The sequence below is a fragment of the Bradyrhizobium sp. HKCCYLS3077 genome, from assembly GCF_051167555.1.
Classification (GTDB): Bacteria; Pseudomonadota; Alphaproteobacteria; order Rhizobiales; family Xanthobacteraceae; genus Bradyrhizobium.
This window is the reverse complement of the sequence record NZ_JBNPTH010000007.1, coordinates 108871-123580: the sequence shown is the minus strand read 5'-3', so window position 1 is coordinate 123580 and position 14710 is coordinate 108871. Positions and strand designations below refer to the sequence as shown.

Here is a 14710-nt window from a genome sequence, read left to right as displayed (position 1 = left end):
CGGGGAAAGAGCTTGCACTCATACTGAGGCTGTGTTGCTCGGAGGGAATCGTATGAAAAACCGCACCACCGGACGCTCGGCCTTTCTCGCGCTGCTCAAGGACGAGGGCATCACGCATCTGTTCGGCAATCCCGGCACCACCGAGCTGCCGGTGATGCATGCGCTGAAGGACCATCCCGATCTCACCTATGTGATGGCAATGCAGGAGAGCCTGGTGGTGGCGATCGCCGACGGCTTCAGCCGGGCCTCTGGCCGCCTCGTTGCTTGCAACGTTCATGTCGCGCCCGGCCTCGGCAATGCGATGGGATCACTCTACAACGCGCAGTTCACGGGCACGCCGATGATCCTGACCGCCGGCCAGCAGGAGCAGGGTCACGGCCTGATGGAGCCGCTGCTTTATGGTCCGCTGGTGCGCATGGCCGAGCCGCTGGTGAAATGGGCGGTGGAGGTGACGCGTCTGGAAGACCTGCCGCGCATCGTGCGTCGCGCGGCGAAGGTTGCGACCACCCCGCCCACGGGCCCGGTGTTCATCTCGCTGCCCGGCGACATCCTCAACGCGGAAGCCGGCATCGAGCTCGGCCGCTCGACCCGGATCGATGCCCGCGTTCAGCCGTCAGCCGACGCGCTGCAGGCGCTGGCGCAGCGAATCCTCAAATCGCAGCGCCCAGTGATCATCACCGGTGACGAGATCGTCAAGAGCGATGCGCTGCAGGCCGCTGCCGATTTCGCCTCTGCGCTGGGCGCGCCCGTGCATCAGCAGTCCGCGCCCTATGGCTCGCATTTCCTCTCCGAGCATCCCTGCTACATCGGCTCGCTGTCGCGCGCCCAGAAGCAGGTGCGCGATCTGCTCGCGCCGCATGATCTCCTGATCGTGCTCGGCGCCGACCCCTTGCGGATGTCCGTGCACAGCGAGATCGAGCCGCTGCCGGAGGGATTGCCGATCGTGCAGATCGGCCTGGTCGATTGGGAGCTGGGCAAGAACTTCGGCGCGGAGATCGCGCTCAAGGCCGACGTCCGCGAGACTCTCCTGCAACTCACGCCACTGCTGCGCGAACTCGGCGGCTCGGCCCTGCAAGCGACCGCGCAAGCGCGCATCGTGGAGCTGTCGTCGAAGAACTGGAGCGCACGACGCAGTACGCTCACTGCGCAGATCGAGACGGCCCGCGACAAGACGCCGATCGATCCCGATTATCTGGCGCTGCAGGTGGCCCAGGCGATGCCGGAGCACGGCATCCTGGTCGACGAGGGCCTGACCTCGGCGCGCTACATGACCGCGCTGTGGCCGTATCGCGACCGCTACAATTATCACGGCCTCGCCTCCGGCGGCATCGGCTGGGGCCTGCCGGCGTCGGTCGGTGTGAGCCTCGCCAATCCCAATCGTCCCGTGGTGTGCTACTCCGGCGACGGCAGCGCGATGTATTCGATCCAGGCGCTGTGGACCGCCGTCCACCACAAGCTGCCGCTGTCGGTCGTCATCGTCAACAATGGCGGCTACCGCATCATCAAGCAGCGGCTCTTGTCGTTCCACGGCGACGACAACTACATCGGCATGGATTTCGCCGATCCGCCGGTGGATTTCGCCGGGCTGGCACGGTCGCTCGGCTGCGAGGCGCTGCGCGTTAGCGATCCGCGCGAGCTGAAGCCCGTGTTGTCGGAGGCCTTCCGGCGCCCCGGCACCAAGCTGATCGAGGTCATGGTCAGCAACGCGGTGAATTGAGAGCGCCGTGGTTCCTCCGATGAGTTCGTCGATCGCGGGAGGAGCGGGCTGACGTATCGGTTTGGTGAGAGCTCCTCGCGCCATAACGGCCTCGGAGTTTCTCCTCATGGTGAGGAGCGCCGCTCGCGGCGCGTCTCGAACCATGAGGCCCGAGTAGTGGCCTCGCCCTTCGAGACGCCCGCCTGCGGCGGGCTCCTCAGGGTGAGGAGCAGAAGTCGTGCTTGAGGCTCACGGGAAGAATTCACTTTACGAATACCCGAATATGTGCTTTATTTCCGAAATCCCGCCTCGATACGGAGGGGCGCATCGCGATCGTCACGACACGCGAGGTGGGGTGCGACGGCTGTCGGCATGCCGCAGCGTGGGGAAGCCCGCGCGGACGAACGGCATCTGGCGGACGCAAAGGCGTGTGGTCCTGGCACCCCGACGCTGGTGCCAAGTCGCGGGTGATGATCCCGCCGATGACGGTGGCTATCAAGCCGGACACCGGGGAGAGCGCGCTATACGCGTGAAAACCGTCGCGCGGGGAATGCCGGATGACCGGCTGAACCTGTGGTGACTGCCGCCTGCTACTCTTTCTGCAGGCGGGCCATGGGTTGCGGCCAGCACCCGGCATTCCCCGCGCCCTCCGTCTTTCGAGGGTGTTCACAGCTCCAAGCTCGGATGCGCCATTGCATCGCGAGAACGAGGGCGCGCGTGCCCGTCGTTCATACCCCTTAGGCGCGAGGCGGGTGGTTCCGAAATTCGGGACAAGGCCGATGCTCCACTGAATTCAAACCCAGCCCCTTCCGCTTCTGCCGCGATCCCGATATGACGCCGCCTTCGTTGTGACTGGAAAAGCGCCATGACCAGGATTGATGCAATCGCCCGTGCCCGTCAGAGCCTGACCAGCGGTGACTTCCTGGCCGAGCTCGGCCGGCGGGTCGCCTATCGCACCGAGAGCCTCAATCCCGAGCGTAAGGACGAACTCGCTGCCTATCTGACCAAGGAGCTGACGCCATCCTTCGCCGAACTCGGCTTTTCCTCCGAACTCGTGCCGTCGCCGAGCGGCCGTGCGCCGTTCCTGATCGCGACCTATCATGAGAGCGACAGCGCCCCGACGGTGCTGAGCTACGGCCACGGCGACACGGTCGACGGCATGACCGGCGAATGGCGCGATGGCCGCGATCCCTGGGTGGTCACTCCCGACGGCAACCGGCTCTATGGCCGCGGCACCGCCGACAACAAGGGCCAGCACAGCATCAACATGGCGGCGCTGCGCGCGGTGCGCGACGCCCGCGGCGGCAAGCTCGGCTTCAACGCCAAGTTCATCATCGAGATGGGCGAGGAGATCGGCTCGCCGGATCTTGCCAAGGTGGCCGATCTGCATCGCGATGCGCTGAAGGCCGACGTCTTCATCGGCTCGGACGGCCCGCGGCTGTCGACCGCGCGCCCCACCATCTTTCTCGGCTGCCGCGGCGGCATCCGGCTGCATCTCGACGTGAACCTGCGCGACGGCGGCAATCACTCCGGCAATTGGGGCGGCGTGCTCGCCAATCCCGCGACCATTCTCGCCAACGCCATCGCCACCTTGGTGGATGGTCAAGGCCGCATCAAGCTGGACTCGCTGAAGCCGCCGCGCCTCACCAACGCGATCCGTGCCATCCTGGCCGACGTGAAGGTCGAGCCGACCGCCGACGAGCCGGCGCTGTCGGACAATTGGGGCGAGGACGGACTCACTCCGGCGGAGCGGCTCTATGCCTGGAACACGCTCGAAGTGCTGGCGATCTCCTCGGGCAATATCGACAAGCCGGCGAACGCGATTCCCGGCCGCGCCCGCGCCGTGCTGCAACTGCGCTTCGTGGTCGGCACCAAGGTCGACACCATCGTTGAGGATGTGAAGGCCCATCTCGTCGCGCACGGCTTCCCGATGATCGAGGTCAGCATGACGCAAGGCTTCGCGGCCTCGCGCGCCGACATCGACAGCCCCTGGATCAACTGGGCCGCGGAGTCGATCAAAATGAGCACCGGCAAGGCGCCCGCGGTGCTGCCGAACTTCGGCGGCTCGCTGCCCAATGACGTGTTTGCCGACGTGCTGAAGATGCCGACGATGTGGGTTCCGCACTCCTATCCCGGCTGCTCGCAGCACGCGCCGGATGAGCACATTCTTGTGGATGTCACGGAGGAGGCGCTGGGTCTGATGGCCGGGCTGTTCTGGGATCTGGGTGAGTTGCGGAAGCCGTTGTGAGTTGGGAGCTTGGATGAGCCACGCATCTCGCGGCAGCGACGGTCTCAACCTCGCCCCGCTTGCGGGGAGAGGTCGGATTGCATCGAAGATGCAATCCGGGTGAGGGGGGCTTTCCGCACGGTCGGTGGGTGTGGTTGCCCCTCACCCCAGCCCTCTCCCCGTGAAGGACGGGGAGAGGGAGCACACTGCGATCGTGGAGGGAGCGCCGATTCCAAACGAGCAGGGTCGCTCGCACGAGCGGGAACCAGAGCGAGAGTTGATGAGCACATACCGGTGCCGCTTCAGACTTTCGTCGCGTCGCCCGACCGCCGCGCCCCTCGTAGTTTACCATCCCGGCGTTCGGCGCTGCACTCTCGGGCCGAATCCCTTGTCGAACGGGGCGCTGGACAGGCAATTTGTCGCAAGCGTCCGAGAACTTGCCGCCGCGGGGCGGTCTATGGTGCCCGCGCTCGTCCGGCCGGAGATCATCCGAGGCCGGGCGGGACGATTTTGAGTTGGCTCAGGTTTATGCAAGCATCCGGCACTCAGCCGGATTGAGGAGATACAGATGAAGCAGCTTCGCCTATTTGGTCTGGCCTTTGCCGCCGCGCTGTGCGCCGGCCAGGCGCAGGCCGAGGACCTGACGGGGACCCTGAAGAACATCAAGGAGACCGGCGCCATCACCCTCGGCGTCCGTGACTCCTCGATTCCGTTCTCCTATCTCGATGACAGCCAGAAGCCGATCGGCTTCGCCATCGACATCTGCATGGGCATCGTCGATGCCGTGAAGAAGGAGCTCAAGCTCGACAAGCTCGAGGTCAAGCTCAACCCGGTGACGTCGTCGACGCGCATCCCGCTGCTCGCCAACGGCACCATCGATCTGGAATGCGGCTCGACCACCAACAACGCCGAGCGCCAGAAGCAGATCTCCTTCACTAACACCCACTTCCTGACGGCGAGCCGCTACGTCACGAAGAAGGCGAGCAACATCACCAAGATCGATGATCTGAAGGGCAAGACGGTCGTGTCGACCGCCGGCACCACCAACATCAAGCAGCTCACCGAAGCCAATGCCGCGCGCAACCTCGGCATCAACATCATCCCGGCCAAGGATCACGCCGAGGCTTTCCTGATGGTCGAGACCGATCGCGCGGTGGCGTTCGTGATGGACGACATCCTGCTGGCCAGCCTCGTCGCCGGCTCCAAGGATCCGGCCGCCTACGTCGTCTCCAGCGACGCGTTCTCCAAGCCGGAGCCCTACGGCATCATGCTGCGCAAGGACGATCCGCAGTTCAAGAAGGTCGTCGATGCCGCCACCGCCAAGATCTACACCAGCGGCGAGGGCGCCAAGCTGTATGACAAGTGGTTCATGCAGAAGATCCCGCCAAAGGGCCTCAACCTGAACACCCCGATCTCCGCCGAGCTGAAGGCCGAATTCGCCAAGCCGTCGGATTCGCCGGACCCGGAGTCTTATAAGCCGTAAATTAGGCCCAGCTCTCACCACGAAGCCGGTGCACTCCCTCCCCCCTTGCGGGGGAGGGTCGGGGTGGGGGGTAACCCAGGAAAGACTGCCTTTGTGGACCCCCACCCCCGACCCCTCCCCGCAAGGGGGAGGGGAGCGCACCGAGCTCTTGGCGAACTCTGCGTGATCTAGCTGTCGAGCGAAATCCCCCTCAGGACACCCCCGTGAACTACACCTGGAACTGGCACATCTTCCTGGAGCCGAACCCGACCGGGGCTGGCACCTATTTCGACATGCTGCTGGCGGGGCTGAAGGTCACGATCGTGACCTCGCTGTCGGCCTGGGTGATCGCGCTGATCTTCGGCACGATCGTCGGCATCCTGCGCTCGCTGCCGTCCAAGCTCGCGACCTGGATCGGTTTTCTCTACGTCGAATTCTTCCGCAACATGCCGCTGCTGGTACAGCTGTTCCTATGGTTCTTCGTGCTGCCGGAGCTGCTGCCGCGCGCCGCGGGGCTATGGCTGAAGCAGATGCCGAATGCGCCGTTCTACACGGCCGCCGTCGGCATCGGCCTGTTCATGTCGGCGCGCGTCGCCGTGCAGCTCGCGGCCGGCATCGGCTCGCTGCCGCGCGGCCAGAAGATGGCGGCGACCGCGCTCGGCCTCACCACCTTGCAGGTCTACCGCTATGTGCTGCTGCCGATGGCCTTCCGCATCATCCTGCCGCCGCTGACGTCCGAATTCCTCAACACCGTCAAGAACAGCGCGGTCGCGATCACCATCGGCCTGATCGAGCTGACCGGCGCGGCCCGCGCGATGCAGGAATTCTCGTTCCAGGTGTTCGAGGCGTTCAGCGCCGCGACCCTGATGTATCTCGTCATCAACATCATCGTCGTGATCGGCATGCGCCTCCTGGAGCGCGCGGTGGCGATCCCTGGCTACATCACGGGCAAATGAGATGCTGGCCAATTTCGATTTCGACGTCATCCGCCGCTCGCTGAGCTATCTGTTCATCGACGGCATGACATTCACCTTGACGCTGACCGTGCTGTCGGCGACCGGTGGTCTCATCTTCGGCACCCTGATCGCGCTGATGCGGCTGTCCGGCTATCGCGTGATGGGCTGGATCGCCGGGCTCTATGTCGACTTCATGCGATCGCTGCCGCTGGTGCTCGTGATCTTCTGGTTCTACTTCCTGGTCCCCTATATCGGGCAGTGGATCACCGGCTCGTCGCGGCCGATCAAGGTCGGCGCCTTCGCCTCCTCGCTGATCACCTTCATCATGTTCGAGGCGGCGTACTTCTCCGAGATCATGCGCGCCGGCATCCAGTCGATCTCGCGGGGACAGCCGGCCGCGGCTTCGGCACTGGGCCTGACCTACGCGCAGACCATGCGCTACGTCGTGCTGCCACAGGCGTTCCGCAACATGCTGCCGGTGCTGCTGACCCAGACCATCGTGCTGTTCCAGGACACCTCGCTGGTCTACGTGCTCTCGATCCCGGACTTCCTCGGCGCCGCGTCGAAGGTCGCGCAGCGCGACGGCCGCCTGGTCGAGATGTACCTGTTCGCAGCCCTGGTCTACTTCACCATCTCCTGCATCGCGTCCTACGGCGTCCGCCGCCTGCAGTCGCGCATCGCCATCATCAGGTAGTCGGCTCCCATGATCGAAATCAGCCACGTCAACAAATGGTACAGCCCGACCTTCCAGGTGCTGAAGGACTGCACGACCTCCGTCGCCAAGGGCGAGGTCGTGGTGGTCTGTGGACCCTCGGGCTCCGGCAAGTCGACCCTGATCAAATGCGTCAACGCGCTGGAGCCGTTCCAGGACGGTACGATCACGATCGACGGCCTCAAGGTCAATGACTCCAAGACCAATTTGCCGAAGCTGCGCTCGCGCGTCGGCATGGTGTTCCAGCACTTCGAGCTGTTTCCGCATCTGAAGATCATCGACAATCTCTGCCTCGCCCAGCAGAAGGTGCTGGGCCGCGGCCACGCCGAGGCCGAGACCAAGGGCATGAAGCTGCTGGAGCGCGTCGGCCTCAAGGAGCACGCGCAGAAATTCCCGGCGCAGCTGTCCGGCGGCCAGCAGCAGCGCGTCGCCATCGCGCGCGCGCTCGCCATGGACCCGATCGCGATGCTGTTCGACGAGCCGACCTCGGCGCTCGATCCCGAAATGATCAGCGAGGTGCTCGACGTCATGGTCGATCTCGCCCGCGAGGGCATGACCATGATGGTCGTCACCCACGAGATGGGTTTTGCCAAGAAGGTCGCCCACCGCGTCATCTTCATGGACCGCGGCGAGATCGTCGAGGACGCCAAGAAGGAAGACTTCTTCGGCCAGCCCCGCAGCGAGCGCGCGCAGCAGTTCCTGTCGAAGATTTTGTCGCATTAGCGTTCGAAGTTGTTCGCGGATTTAGTCGCAGACGACAGTCTGCTCCCTCTCCCCGTTCTTCACGGGGAGAGGGGTGGGGTGAGGGGCAACCGCACGAGAAGTGCATGCTGAGAAACCTGCACCCCCTCACCCGGATCGCATCTGGTGATGCAATCCGACCTCTCCCCGCACGCGGGGAGAGGTGAGGAGAGAGCGGTGTGCCCGTCGCCCACCATGTAACGAATAGGAGAAGCTACCTTGGACCCGATCGCTTACGTCAACGGCGCCTTCGTGCCGCTCTCCGAGGCCAAGGTCTCGGTGCTCGATCGCGGCTTCCTGTTCGCCGACGGCATCTATGAGGTGGCCGCCGTGCTCGATGGCAAGCTGGTCGACAGCGAGTCCCACCTCGCCCGCCTTGAGCGCTCGGTCGGCGAGATCGGCCTCGCGCTGCCGGAGAGTCTGTCCCGCATCGAGGAGCTGCAGAAGGAGCTGGTGGCCCGCAACCAGCTCGACCAGGGCATGGTCTATCTCCAGATCACCCGCGGCGCCGACAAGGGCCGCGACTTCCCGTTTCCGAAGGGCGACGTCAAGCCGACCCTGGTGATGTTCGTGACCGCCAAGAACATCGTCGACGCGCCTTCGGCCAAGACCGGCATCGGCGTCATCACCGTGCCCGACATCCGCTGGGCGCGCCGCGACATCAAGAGCGTCGCGCTGCTGGCGCAGGTGCTGGCGAAGCAGGCGGCTGCCGCGGCCGGCGCCGGCGAGGCCTGGATGGTCGAGGACGGCCACGTCACCGAGGGCGGCTCGTCGTCGACCTTCATCCTCACCAAGGACGATGTCATCGTGACCCGGCCGAACTCCAACGCGATCCTGCCGGGCTGCACCCGCAAGGCGGTGGTCAAGCTCGCCGAGGAGCGCCAGCTCAAGGTCGAGGAGCGACTGTTCACGGTCGACGAGGCGTTGGCCGCCAAGGAGGCCTTCATCACCAGCGCGAGCTCGTTCGTGCAGCCGGTGGTCACGATCGACGGCAAGCCGGTCGGCGACGGCAAGGTCGGGCCGGTGGCGGCGCGGCTGCGCGAGATCTATGTCGATTTTGCGCGGGCGACGGCGGTGTAGTTGAGAGAGCAGGTGCAGCATCGAAACTCGTTTGCATTGTCCGGCGCTTTGCTATCGTGGCCGCGCAACAGAAAATGCAGGGAGGCGTTTTGATGCGGTATCGGTGGGGCGTGCTCGCGGCTGGCTTGGTGATGACGGGCGCTGCGCTGAATGGGATCGGGGCGGCATCGGCCGATGACGGCTGGGTGACGCTGGTCGACGGCGACAAGAAGGTCGAGTTCACCGAGGTCGGGAAGGCCAACTGGGAGGCCAAGGACGGCACCCTGATGGCCGACAAGCTCGACGGCAAGGATCCGTCCTATCTGGTCACCAAGACCAGCTACAAGGATTTCCAGATCAAGGCCGAGTTCTGGGTCGACGACGCCGCCAACAGCGGCATCTTCATCCGCTGCGACCAGTCGGAGAAGATCGACTCCAACATCTGCTACGAGGTCAATATCTTCGACAAGCGGCCCGACCCGAAATACGGCACCGGCGCGATCGTGGACGTCTCAAAGGTCGATCCGATGCCGAAGGCCGGCGGCAAGTGGAATACGTTCGAGATCACCGCCAAGGGCACGCGGCTGACCGTGATCTTCAACGGCGAAAAGACCGCCGATGTCGACGACAGCAAGCATGCGGCGGGCCCGATCGCCCTGCAATACGGCTCGGGCGTGGTGAAGTTCAAGAAGGTGCAGATCAAGCCGCTTTAGCGGCCGTACACTCCGCGCAGCGGCGCTGGCCGCGGCTCGCACGATAGAGCCCCTTGCAGTACCAATGGCGCGCCATCATCTGCAGGGGATGACGCGCCAGCCTGGCCAGCGTCACCAGTTCGAACATGGCGGGCATTGCAGACTCCTTTACATTCTTTTGACGAGATGGGGCGGCGCTTCGATGATCGAAGTGCCGCCCCAGTCACATCAGCCATGCAGCTTCTTTGCGGTCTCGGCGATCACGCGGCCCTGATAGCGCGCGCCCGCCAGTTCGTTCTCGCTCGGCTGCCGGCTGCCGTCGCCACCGGTGATCGTGGTCGCGCCGTAGGGCGAGCCGCCGGTGACCTCATCGAGCTTCATCTGGCCGGCGAAGCCGTAGTTGAGGCCGACGATGGTCATGCCGAAGTGCAGCAGGTTGGTGATGATCGTGAACAGCGTCGTCTCCTGGCCGCCATGCTGGGTCGCGGTCGAGGTGAAGGCGCCGCCGACCTTGCCGTTCAGCGCGCCCTTGGCCCAGAGGCCGCCGGCCTGGTCGAGGAAGTTGGCCATCTGCGAGGCCATGCGGCCGAAGCGGGTGCCGGTGCCGACGATGATCGCATCGTAATCGGCGAGTTCCTCGACCTTGGCGATCGGGGCGGCCTGATCGACCTTGTAGTACGAGGCCTTGGCGACGTCGGCCGGGACCAGCTCCGGCACGCGCTTGATGTCGACGGTCGCGCCGGCTTCGCGGGCGCCTTCGGCCACCGCATTGGCCATCGCTTCGATGTGGCCGTAGGCGGAGTAGTAGAGAACGAGAACCTTGGTCATGACAGTCTCCGTGGGGACGAGGGTGATGAGAAAGATGGTCGCGGCCGGATCGCCGGCCGGGACCGTGACAAACAATTAGGCGGCGTCGACCAGCACCAGCTCGGAATCTTCGAGCGCGGTGATCTTCAGCGTGGCCTCATCGCGGATGGCGGCGCCGTCGCGGGCGTTCACACGGACGCCGTTGACCTCGACGCTGCCGGCGGCGGGCACGAGATAGATATGGCGGGCCTTATCCGCCGCATACTCCGCAGTCTCGCCGGCCTTCAGCGTGGTGCCCAGCACGCGCGCCTTGGCGCGGATCGGCAGCGCATCGGCGTCGTCGGCGAAGCCGCTTGCCAGCGTCACCAGTTTGCCGGAGCGGTCGGACTTCGGGAACGGCTTGGCGCCCCAGGTCGGCTGGCCGCCATCGGTGGTCGGCTCGATCCAGATCTGGAAGATGCGCGTCGTGGTCGGCTCGAGATTGTATTCGGAGTGCCGGATGCCGCTGCCCGCGCTCATGACCTGGACGTCGCCGGCCTCGGTGCGGCCCTTGTTGCCCAGGCTGTCCTGATGCGTGATCGCGCCTTCGCGGACATAGGTGATGATCTCCATGTTGCGATGGGGATGCGCCGGGAAGCCGGTGTTCGGCGCGATCTCGTCGTCGTTCCAGACGCGCAGGGCGCCGTGTCCCATGTTCGCGGGATCGTAATAGCTCGCAAACGAGAAATGGTGCTTGGCCTTCAGCCAGCCGTGGTCGGCGCCGCCCAGCGCCGCAAAGGGCTTCAGTTCGATCATGGGTCTGCTCCTGAGATGGCGCGCCGGACAGGCCGCCGCGCTGTTGGGCATTGGAATAGACCGGGAACCGGAGTATAGAAATAGAAACTGTTGAAACCTATTGTTTCCAAAAATGAGACTACGCCGATGGCGCGACTCCCGGATTTCGAGGCGATGGCGATCTTCGCCAAGGTGGTCGAACTGCGCTCCTTTGCCGGCGCGGCGCAGGAGCTGAGCGTCTCCAAGGCGTCCGTCTCCAAGGCGGTGAGCCGGCTGGAGGAGCGCTTGGGGACGCGGTTGTTCAACCGGACCTCGCGCCGCCTGGCGCTCACTGATGCCGGCCAGCGGCTGTCGGAGCGCGCGGCGCAGTTGTTGGCTGACGGCGAGGCTGCGGAGACCGAGGCCCTCGCGCAATCGCTCACGCCGCGCGGCTTGGTGCGGTTCGCCGTGCCGATGACTTTCGGCGTCAAGAAGATCGCGCCGCTGCTTCCGGCTTTCCTGGAGCAGTATCCGGAGGTCTCGATCGATCTCCACATGAGCGACGCCACGGTCGATCTGATCGGCGAGGGTTTTGATCTCGCGCTGCGCATTGCGCGGCTACCGGACTCCTCGCTCGTCGCGAGGCGGCTCTGTTCGATGCCGCGCTACACGGTCGCAGCGCCGTCCTATCTGAAGCGACGCGGGCGGCCGACGCATCCGATGCATCTCGCCGAGCACACCTGCTTCGGCTACGCCTACCTCTCCACCGCCGGCGTCTGGCACTACACCAACGCGGCCGGTGAGCAGGCGAGCGTGCGCCCGGCGGGACAACTGCGCGTCAACAATGGCGAGGCGCTGTTGCCAGCGGTGGTCGCCGGCCTCGGCATTGCGGATCTGCCGGATTTCATCGTCGGCGATGCCATTGCTTCGGGAGAGGTCGAGGTCGTGCTGAAAGGCTGGAGCCAGCCGGAAGGCGCGATGCACTTGGTGATGCCGCCCGGCGGCCCGCGCCCAGCGCGCGTGGAGGTGCTGTCGGAGTTTCTGGTGAAGGAGCTGGCGAAGGGAAAGCGGAAGTGAGGGCGATCAGGCCATGACCCGCACCGCCATGCGCAGCAACGTCGTGACACCGAGCGCCAGCAGGATGAGGCTCGCGAGCTTGCTGCTCCATGCCATGACGCCAGCGTCGACACGCTGTCGTATCAGCGCGACCGTGGCGCTGAGTACGAGCCACCAGGCGACCGAGCCCGCGAACACGCCGGCGATCAGCAGCGGCGCGGCCGATTGTCCGGCGAGCGCGTGAAGCATCGCCAGGAAAAGAACGATGGTGAGGGGATTGGCCGCGCCCAATCCGATCGCGCTGAAGAATGCATGCGCCGGGTGAATGCGGGCGGTGTCGCCGCTCGCGCTCAAGACGACGGTGCGGCGGTAGAGGCGGAGCGCGAACCAGAGCAGGATCAGGCCGGAGCAACATCCAAGTAATAGCGAGTGCGACTCGAGCCACGGCTGGGCCAGGGTGCCGAGGCCGAAGACGGCGAAGGCGCTGTAGACGAGGTGGACGGTGGCTGCGCCCAAACCGGTTGCCACTCCCGTCGCGGCGCCGCAGCTCAGCGTGCGTTGGATGCAGAGCACGCCCATCGGGCCGATCGGGGCGGCGACGGAGAGGCCTACGCCTACTCCGGACAACAAGGCGGCTATGGCTTGCGACATGCAATGTATCCAACGACATCGAGCACCGATCGGTTGTGCTTAGCGTTGGATGCGATTGCACGCGTCCATCATTTGCCGGAGTCCCGGCTATCAAGTCGACGCTGCGTGACCTAGGTCACGCAGACATCGACCCATTCGGCAGATGTGAGTTCGGCCATCCGCTCCGGCGTGATCTTCACCGCGCTGTGCGTCGAGCCCGCCGCGGGCACTACGATGTCGAACGCCTTCAGCGAGACGTCGCAATACACCGGCAGCGGAGACTTCAGTCCGAACGGGCAGACGCCGCCGACTTCGTGTCCGGTGATGTCGGCGACCTCGTCGAGGCCGAGCATCTTCGGCTTGCCGCCGAACAGCGTCTTGACCTTCTTGTTGTCCATCCGCGCGTGGCCGGCCGCGACAATGAGAATCACGCGGTCGCCGACGCGCAGCGACAATGTCTTGGCGATGCGCGCGGGCTCGACGCCATAGGCCTCCGCCGCGAGTGCGACGGTGGCCGAGCTTTGGGAGGAGACGAGCACCTCGATATCAGGGGCCTTTTCGGCGAAGAACGCGCGGACGGAGTCGAGGCTCATGCTGACGTGCGCTCTCAGATCCCGAGCAGCTTGCGCGCGTTGGCCTTCAGCACCTTCGGCCGGATCTCCTCGCGGATGTCGAGCTTGGCGAAATCCGCCAGCCAGCGATCCGGCGTGATGACAGGCCAATCCGAGCCGAACAGCATCTTGTCCTGCAAAATCGAGTTGATGTAGCGCACCAGGATCGGCGGGAAGTACTTCGGCGACCAGCCCGACAGGTCGATATAGACGTTCGGCTTGTGGGTCGCGACCGACAGCGCCTCTTCCTGCCAGGGGAAGGAGGGGTGCGCGAGGATGATCTTGAGGTCGGGAAAATCGGCCGCGACGTCGTCCATGTACATCGGGTTCGAATACTTCAGCCGCATGCCCATGCCGCCCGGCATGCCCGAGCCGACGCCGGTCTGGCCGGTGTGGAACAGCGCGATCGCGCCGCCGTCATTGATCGCCTCGTAGAGCGGGTAGGCGAGGCGGTCGTTGGCGTAGAAGCCCTGCATGGTCGGGTGGAACTTGAAGCCGCGGACGCCATAATCCTCGATCAGCCGGCGCGCCTCGCGCACGCCGAGCTTGCCCTTGTGCGGATCGATCGAGACGAACGGGATCAGCACATCGAGATGCTCGGAGGCGATCTCCAGCATCTCTTCATTCTTGTAGCGGCGGAAGCCGGTCTCGCGCTCGGCATCGACCGGGAAGATCACCGCGGCGATGTTCTTGGAGCGGTAGTACGCCGCGGTCTCCGGCACGGTCGGCGGATGCTTGTGCGGCGACTTGAAGTATTCGGCCATCTGGGCCTGGAAATCGTCATAGCCGTCGTCGGCATGCATGCCGCACGGCTCCTCGGCATGGGTATGGATGTCGATGGCGACGACGTCGTCGATCTTGGGCAGAGCGAGCTTTGGCATGGACGTTCCCGGCGTTCGGTTCTTGATTTGGTTGTTGGTTTGGTTCTTGGCTTTGTGAAATTGATTATACGATATAACGAATTTGGCAATCGGCAATTGGCCCGCCTGCCGAGTTCCCCGGGCCCGGGGACGCCAGGCTCTGTTGAAGCCGGCGCCACAATCGTTGACATCGCCCAAGTCGGTGGTTAGAAACCGGCCACTCCGGGCGACCCTGTCGCTTGCGGAAATCCCTTTCTATTTGCCACTTCCGGCCTGTCCAACACGGCCTTTCGAACGTATCAGGATGTCCCATGAAGGTCCGTAACTCGCTGAAGTCGCTGCGTGGCCGCCATCGCGCCAACCGTCTGGTTCGCCGCAAGGGCCGCGTCTACGTAATCAACAAGGTCCAGCGCCGCTTCAAGGCCCGCCAGGGCTGATCCGAAGGCTG

At 64.9% G+C, this 14710-nt stretch carries 16 protein-coding genes; 10 read left to right on the top strand and 6 right to left on the bottom strand.

What is annotated here, in order from left to right; genetic code table 11:
- Nucleotides 1-52: 52 nt before the first annotated feature.
- The 8 genes from ACQR0Z_RS26625 (at nucleotide 53) to ACQR0Z_RS26590 (ending at nucleotide 9566) form a co-directional block, all read left to right on the top strand.
- Complete coding sequence (locus tag ACQR0Z_RS26625) at nucleotides 53-1717, top strand: thiamine pyrophosphate-binding protein (RefSeq protein WP_434920604.1); 1665 nt, start codon at nucleotides 53-55, stop codon at nucleotides 1715-1717.
- Between the two features lie 844 nt (nucleotides 1718-2561).
- Nucleotides 2562-3944: a M20 family metallopeptidase gene (locus ACQR0Z_RS26620; RefSeq protein ID WP_434920603.1), complete on the top strand. Its 1383-nt coding sequence runs from the start codon at nucleotides 2562-2564 to the stop codon at nucleotides 3942-3944.
- A gap of 547 nt (nucleotides 3945-4491) precedes the next feature.
- Nucleotides 4492-5406, top strand: a complete 915-nt coding sequence (locus tag ACQR0Z_RS26615; RefSeq protein WP_434879325.1) for an amino acid ABC transporter substrate-binding protein — start codon at nucleotides 4492-4494, stop codon at nucleotides 5404-5406.
- Nucleotides 5407-5609: 203 nt separating this feature from the next.
- A complete protein-coding gene (locus ACQR0Z_RS26610; RefSeq protein WP_006612549.1) occupies nucleotides 5610-6341 on the top strand; it encodes an amino acid ABC transporter permease in 732 nt (243 codons plus the stop codon).
- Nucleotide 6342: 1 nt separating this feature from the next.
- Nucleotides 6343-7035, top strand: coding sequence for an amino acid ABC transporter permease (locus ACQR0Z_RS26605; protein ID WP_434879324.1), 693 nt, complete (start codon nucleotides 6343-6345; stop codon nucleotides 7033-7035).
- Between the two features lie 9 nt (nucleotides 7036-7044).
- Complete coding sequence (locus ACQR0Z_RS26600; protein WP_434879323.1) at nucleotides 7045-7776, top strand: amino acid ABC transporter ATP-binding protein; 732 nt, start codon at nucleotides 7045-7047, stop codon at nucleotides 7774-7776.
- A gap of 237 nt (nucleotides 7777-8013) precedes the next feature.
- Nucleotides 8014-8874, top strand: a complete 861-nt coding sequence (locus ACQR0Z_RS26595) for a D-amino-acid transaminase (RefSeq protein WP_434920602.1) — start codon at nucleotides 8014-8016, stop codon at nucleotides 8872-8874.
- A 92-nt stretch (nucleotides 8875-8966) separates the two neighbouring features.
- A complete protein-coding gene (locus ACQR0Z_RS26590) occupies nucleotides 8967-9566 on the top strand; it encodes a 3-keto-disaccharide hydrolase (protein ID WP_434861506.1) in 600 nt (199 codons plus the stop codon).
- On the opposite strand, the gene ACQR0Z_RS26585 is transcribed toward ACQR0Z_RS26590, so the two are convergent.
- The 3 genes from ACQR0Z_RS26585 to ACQR0Z_RS26575 form a co-directional block, all read right to left on the bottom strand.
- On the bottom strand, nucleotides 9553-9702 hold the full coding sequence (locus tag ACQR0Z_RS26585; RefSeq protein WP_434861505.1) for a hypothetical protein: 150 nt from the start codon (nucleotides 9700-9702) through the stop codon (nucleotides 9553-9555). The genes ACQR0Z_RS26590 and ACQR0Z_RS26585 overlap by 14 nt on opposite strands.
- Nucleotides 9703-9773: 71 nt before the next feature.
- On the bottom strand, nucleotides 9774-10373 hold the full coding sequence (gene wrbA, locus ACQR0Z_RS26580; protein WP_006611356.1) for an NAD(P)H:quinone oxidoreductase: 600 nt from the start codon (nucleotides 10371-10373) through the stop codon (nucleotides 9774-9776).
- Nucleotides 10374-10448: 75 nt separating this feature from the next.
- The gene (locus tag ACQR0Z_RS26575) at nucleotides 10449-11147 is read right to left on the bottom strand and encodes a pirin family protein (RefSeq protein ID WP_434920601.1); all 699 of its coding nucleotides are present in this window, start codon (nucleotides 11145-11147) and stop codon (nucleotides 10449-10451) included.
- Nucleotides 11148-11273: 126 nt separating this feature from the next.
- Between ACQR0Z_RS26575 and ACQR0Z_RS26570 the strand changes: the two genes are divergently transcribed.
- Nucleotides 11274-12182, top strand: coding sequence for a LysR family transcriptional regulator (locus tag ACQR0Z_RS26570; RefSeq protein WP_434861503.1), 909 nt, complete (start codon nucleotides 11274-11276; stop codon nucleotides 12180-12182).
- Nucleotides 12183-12188: 6 nt separating this feature from the next.
- On the opposite strand, the gene ACQR0Z_RS26565 is transcribed toward ACQR0Z_RS26570, so the two are convergent.
- From ACQR0Z_RS26565 to ACQR0Z_RS26555, 3 genes are all read right to left on the bottom strand, one after another.
- Nucleotides 12189-12812 carry a LysE family translocator gene (locus ACQR0Z_RS26565; RefSeq protein WP_434920600.1) on the bottom strand — a complete coding sequence of 208 codons (624 nt, stop codon included), beginning with the start codon at nucleotides 12810-12812 and terminating at the stop codon, nucleotides 12189-12191.
- 110 nt (nucleotides 12813-12922) lie between these two features.
- Nucleotides 12923-13384 (bottom strand): YbaK/EbsC family protein, encoded by a 462-nt coding sequence (locus ACQR0Z_RS26560; protein WP_434877637.1) that lies wholly within the window; start codon nucleotides 13382-13384, stop codon nucleotides 12923-12925.
- Nucleotides 13385-13398: 14 nt separating this feature from the next.
- Nucleotides 13399-14283 carry an amidohydrolase family protein gene (locus tag ACQR0Z_RS26555; protein ID WP_172113282.1) on the bottom strand — a complete coding sequence of 295 codons (885 nt, stop codon included), beginning with the start codon at nucleotides 14281-14283 and terminating at the stop codon, nucleotides 13399-13401.
- A 290-nt stretch (nucleotides 14284-14573) separates the two neighbouring features.
- On the opposite strand from ACQR0Z_RS26555, the gene ykgO reads away from it, so the two are divergent.
- Nucleotides 14574-14699 (top strand): type B 50S ribosomal protein L36, encoded by a 126-nt coding sequence (gene ykgO, locus ACQR0Z_RS26550; protein ID WP_006611362.1) that lies wholly within the window; start codon nucleotides 14574-14576, stop codon nucleotides 14697-14699.
- Nucleotides 14700-14710: the final 11 nt, after the last annotated feature.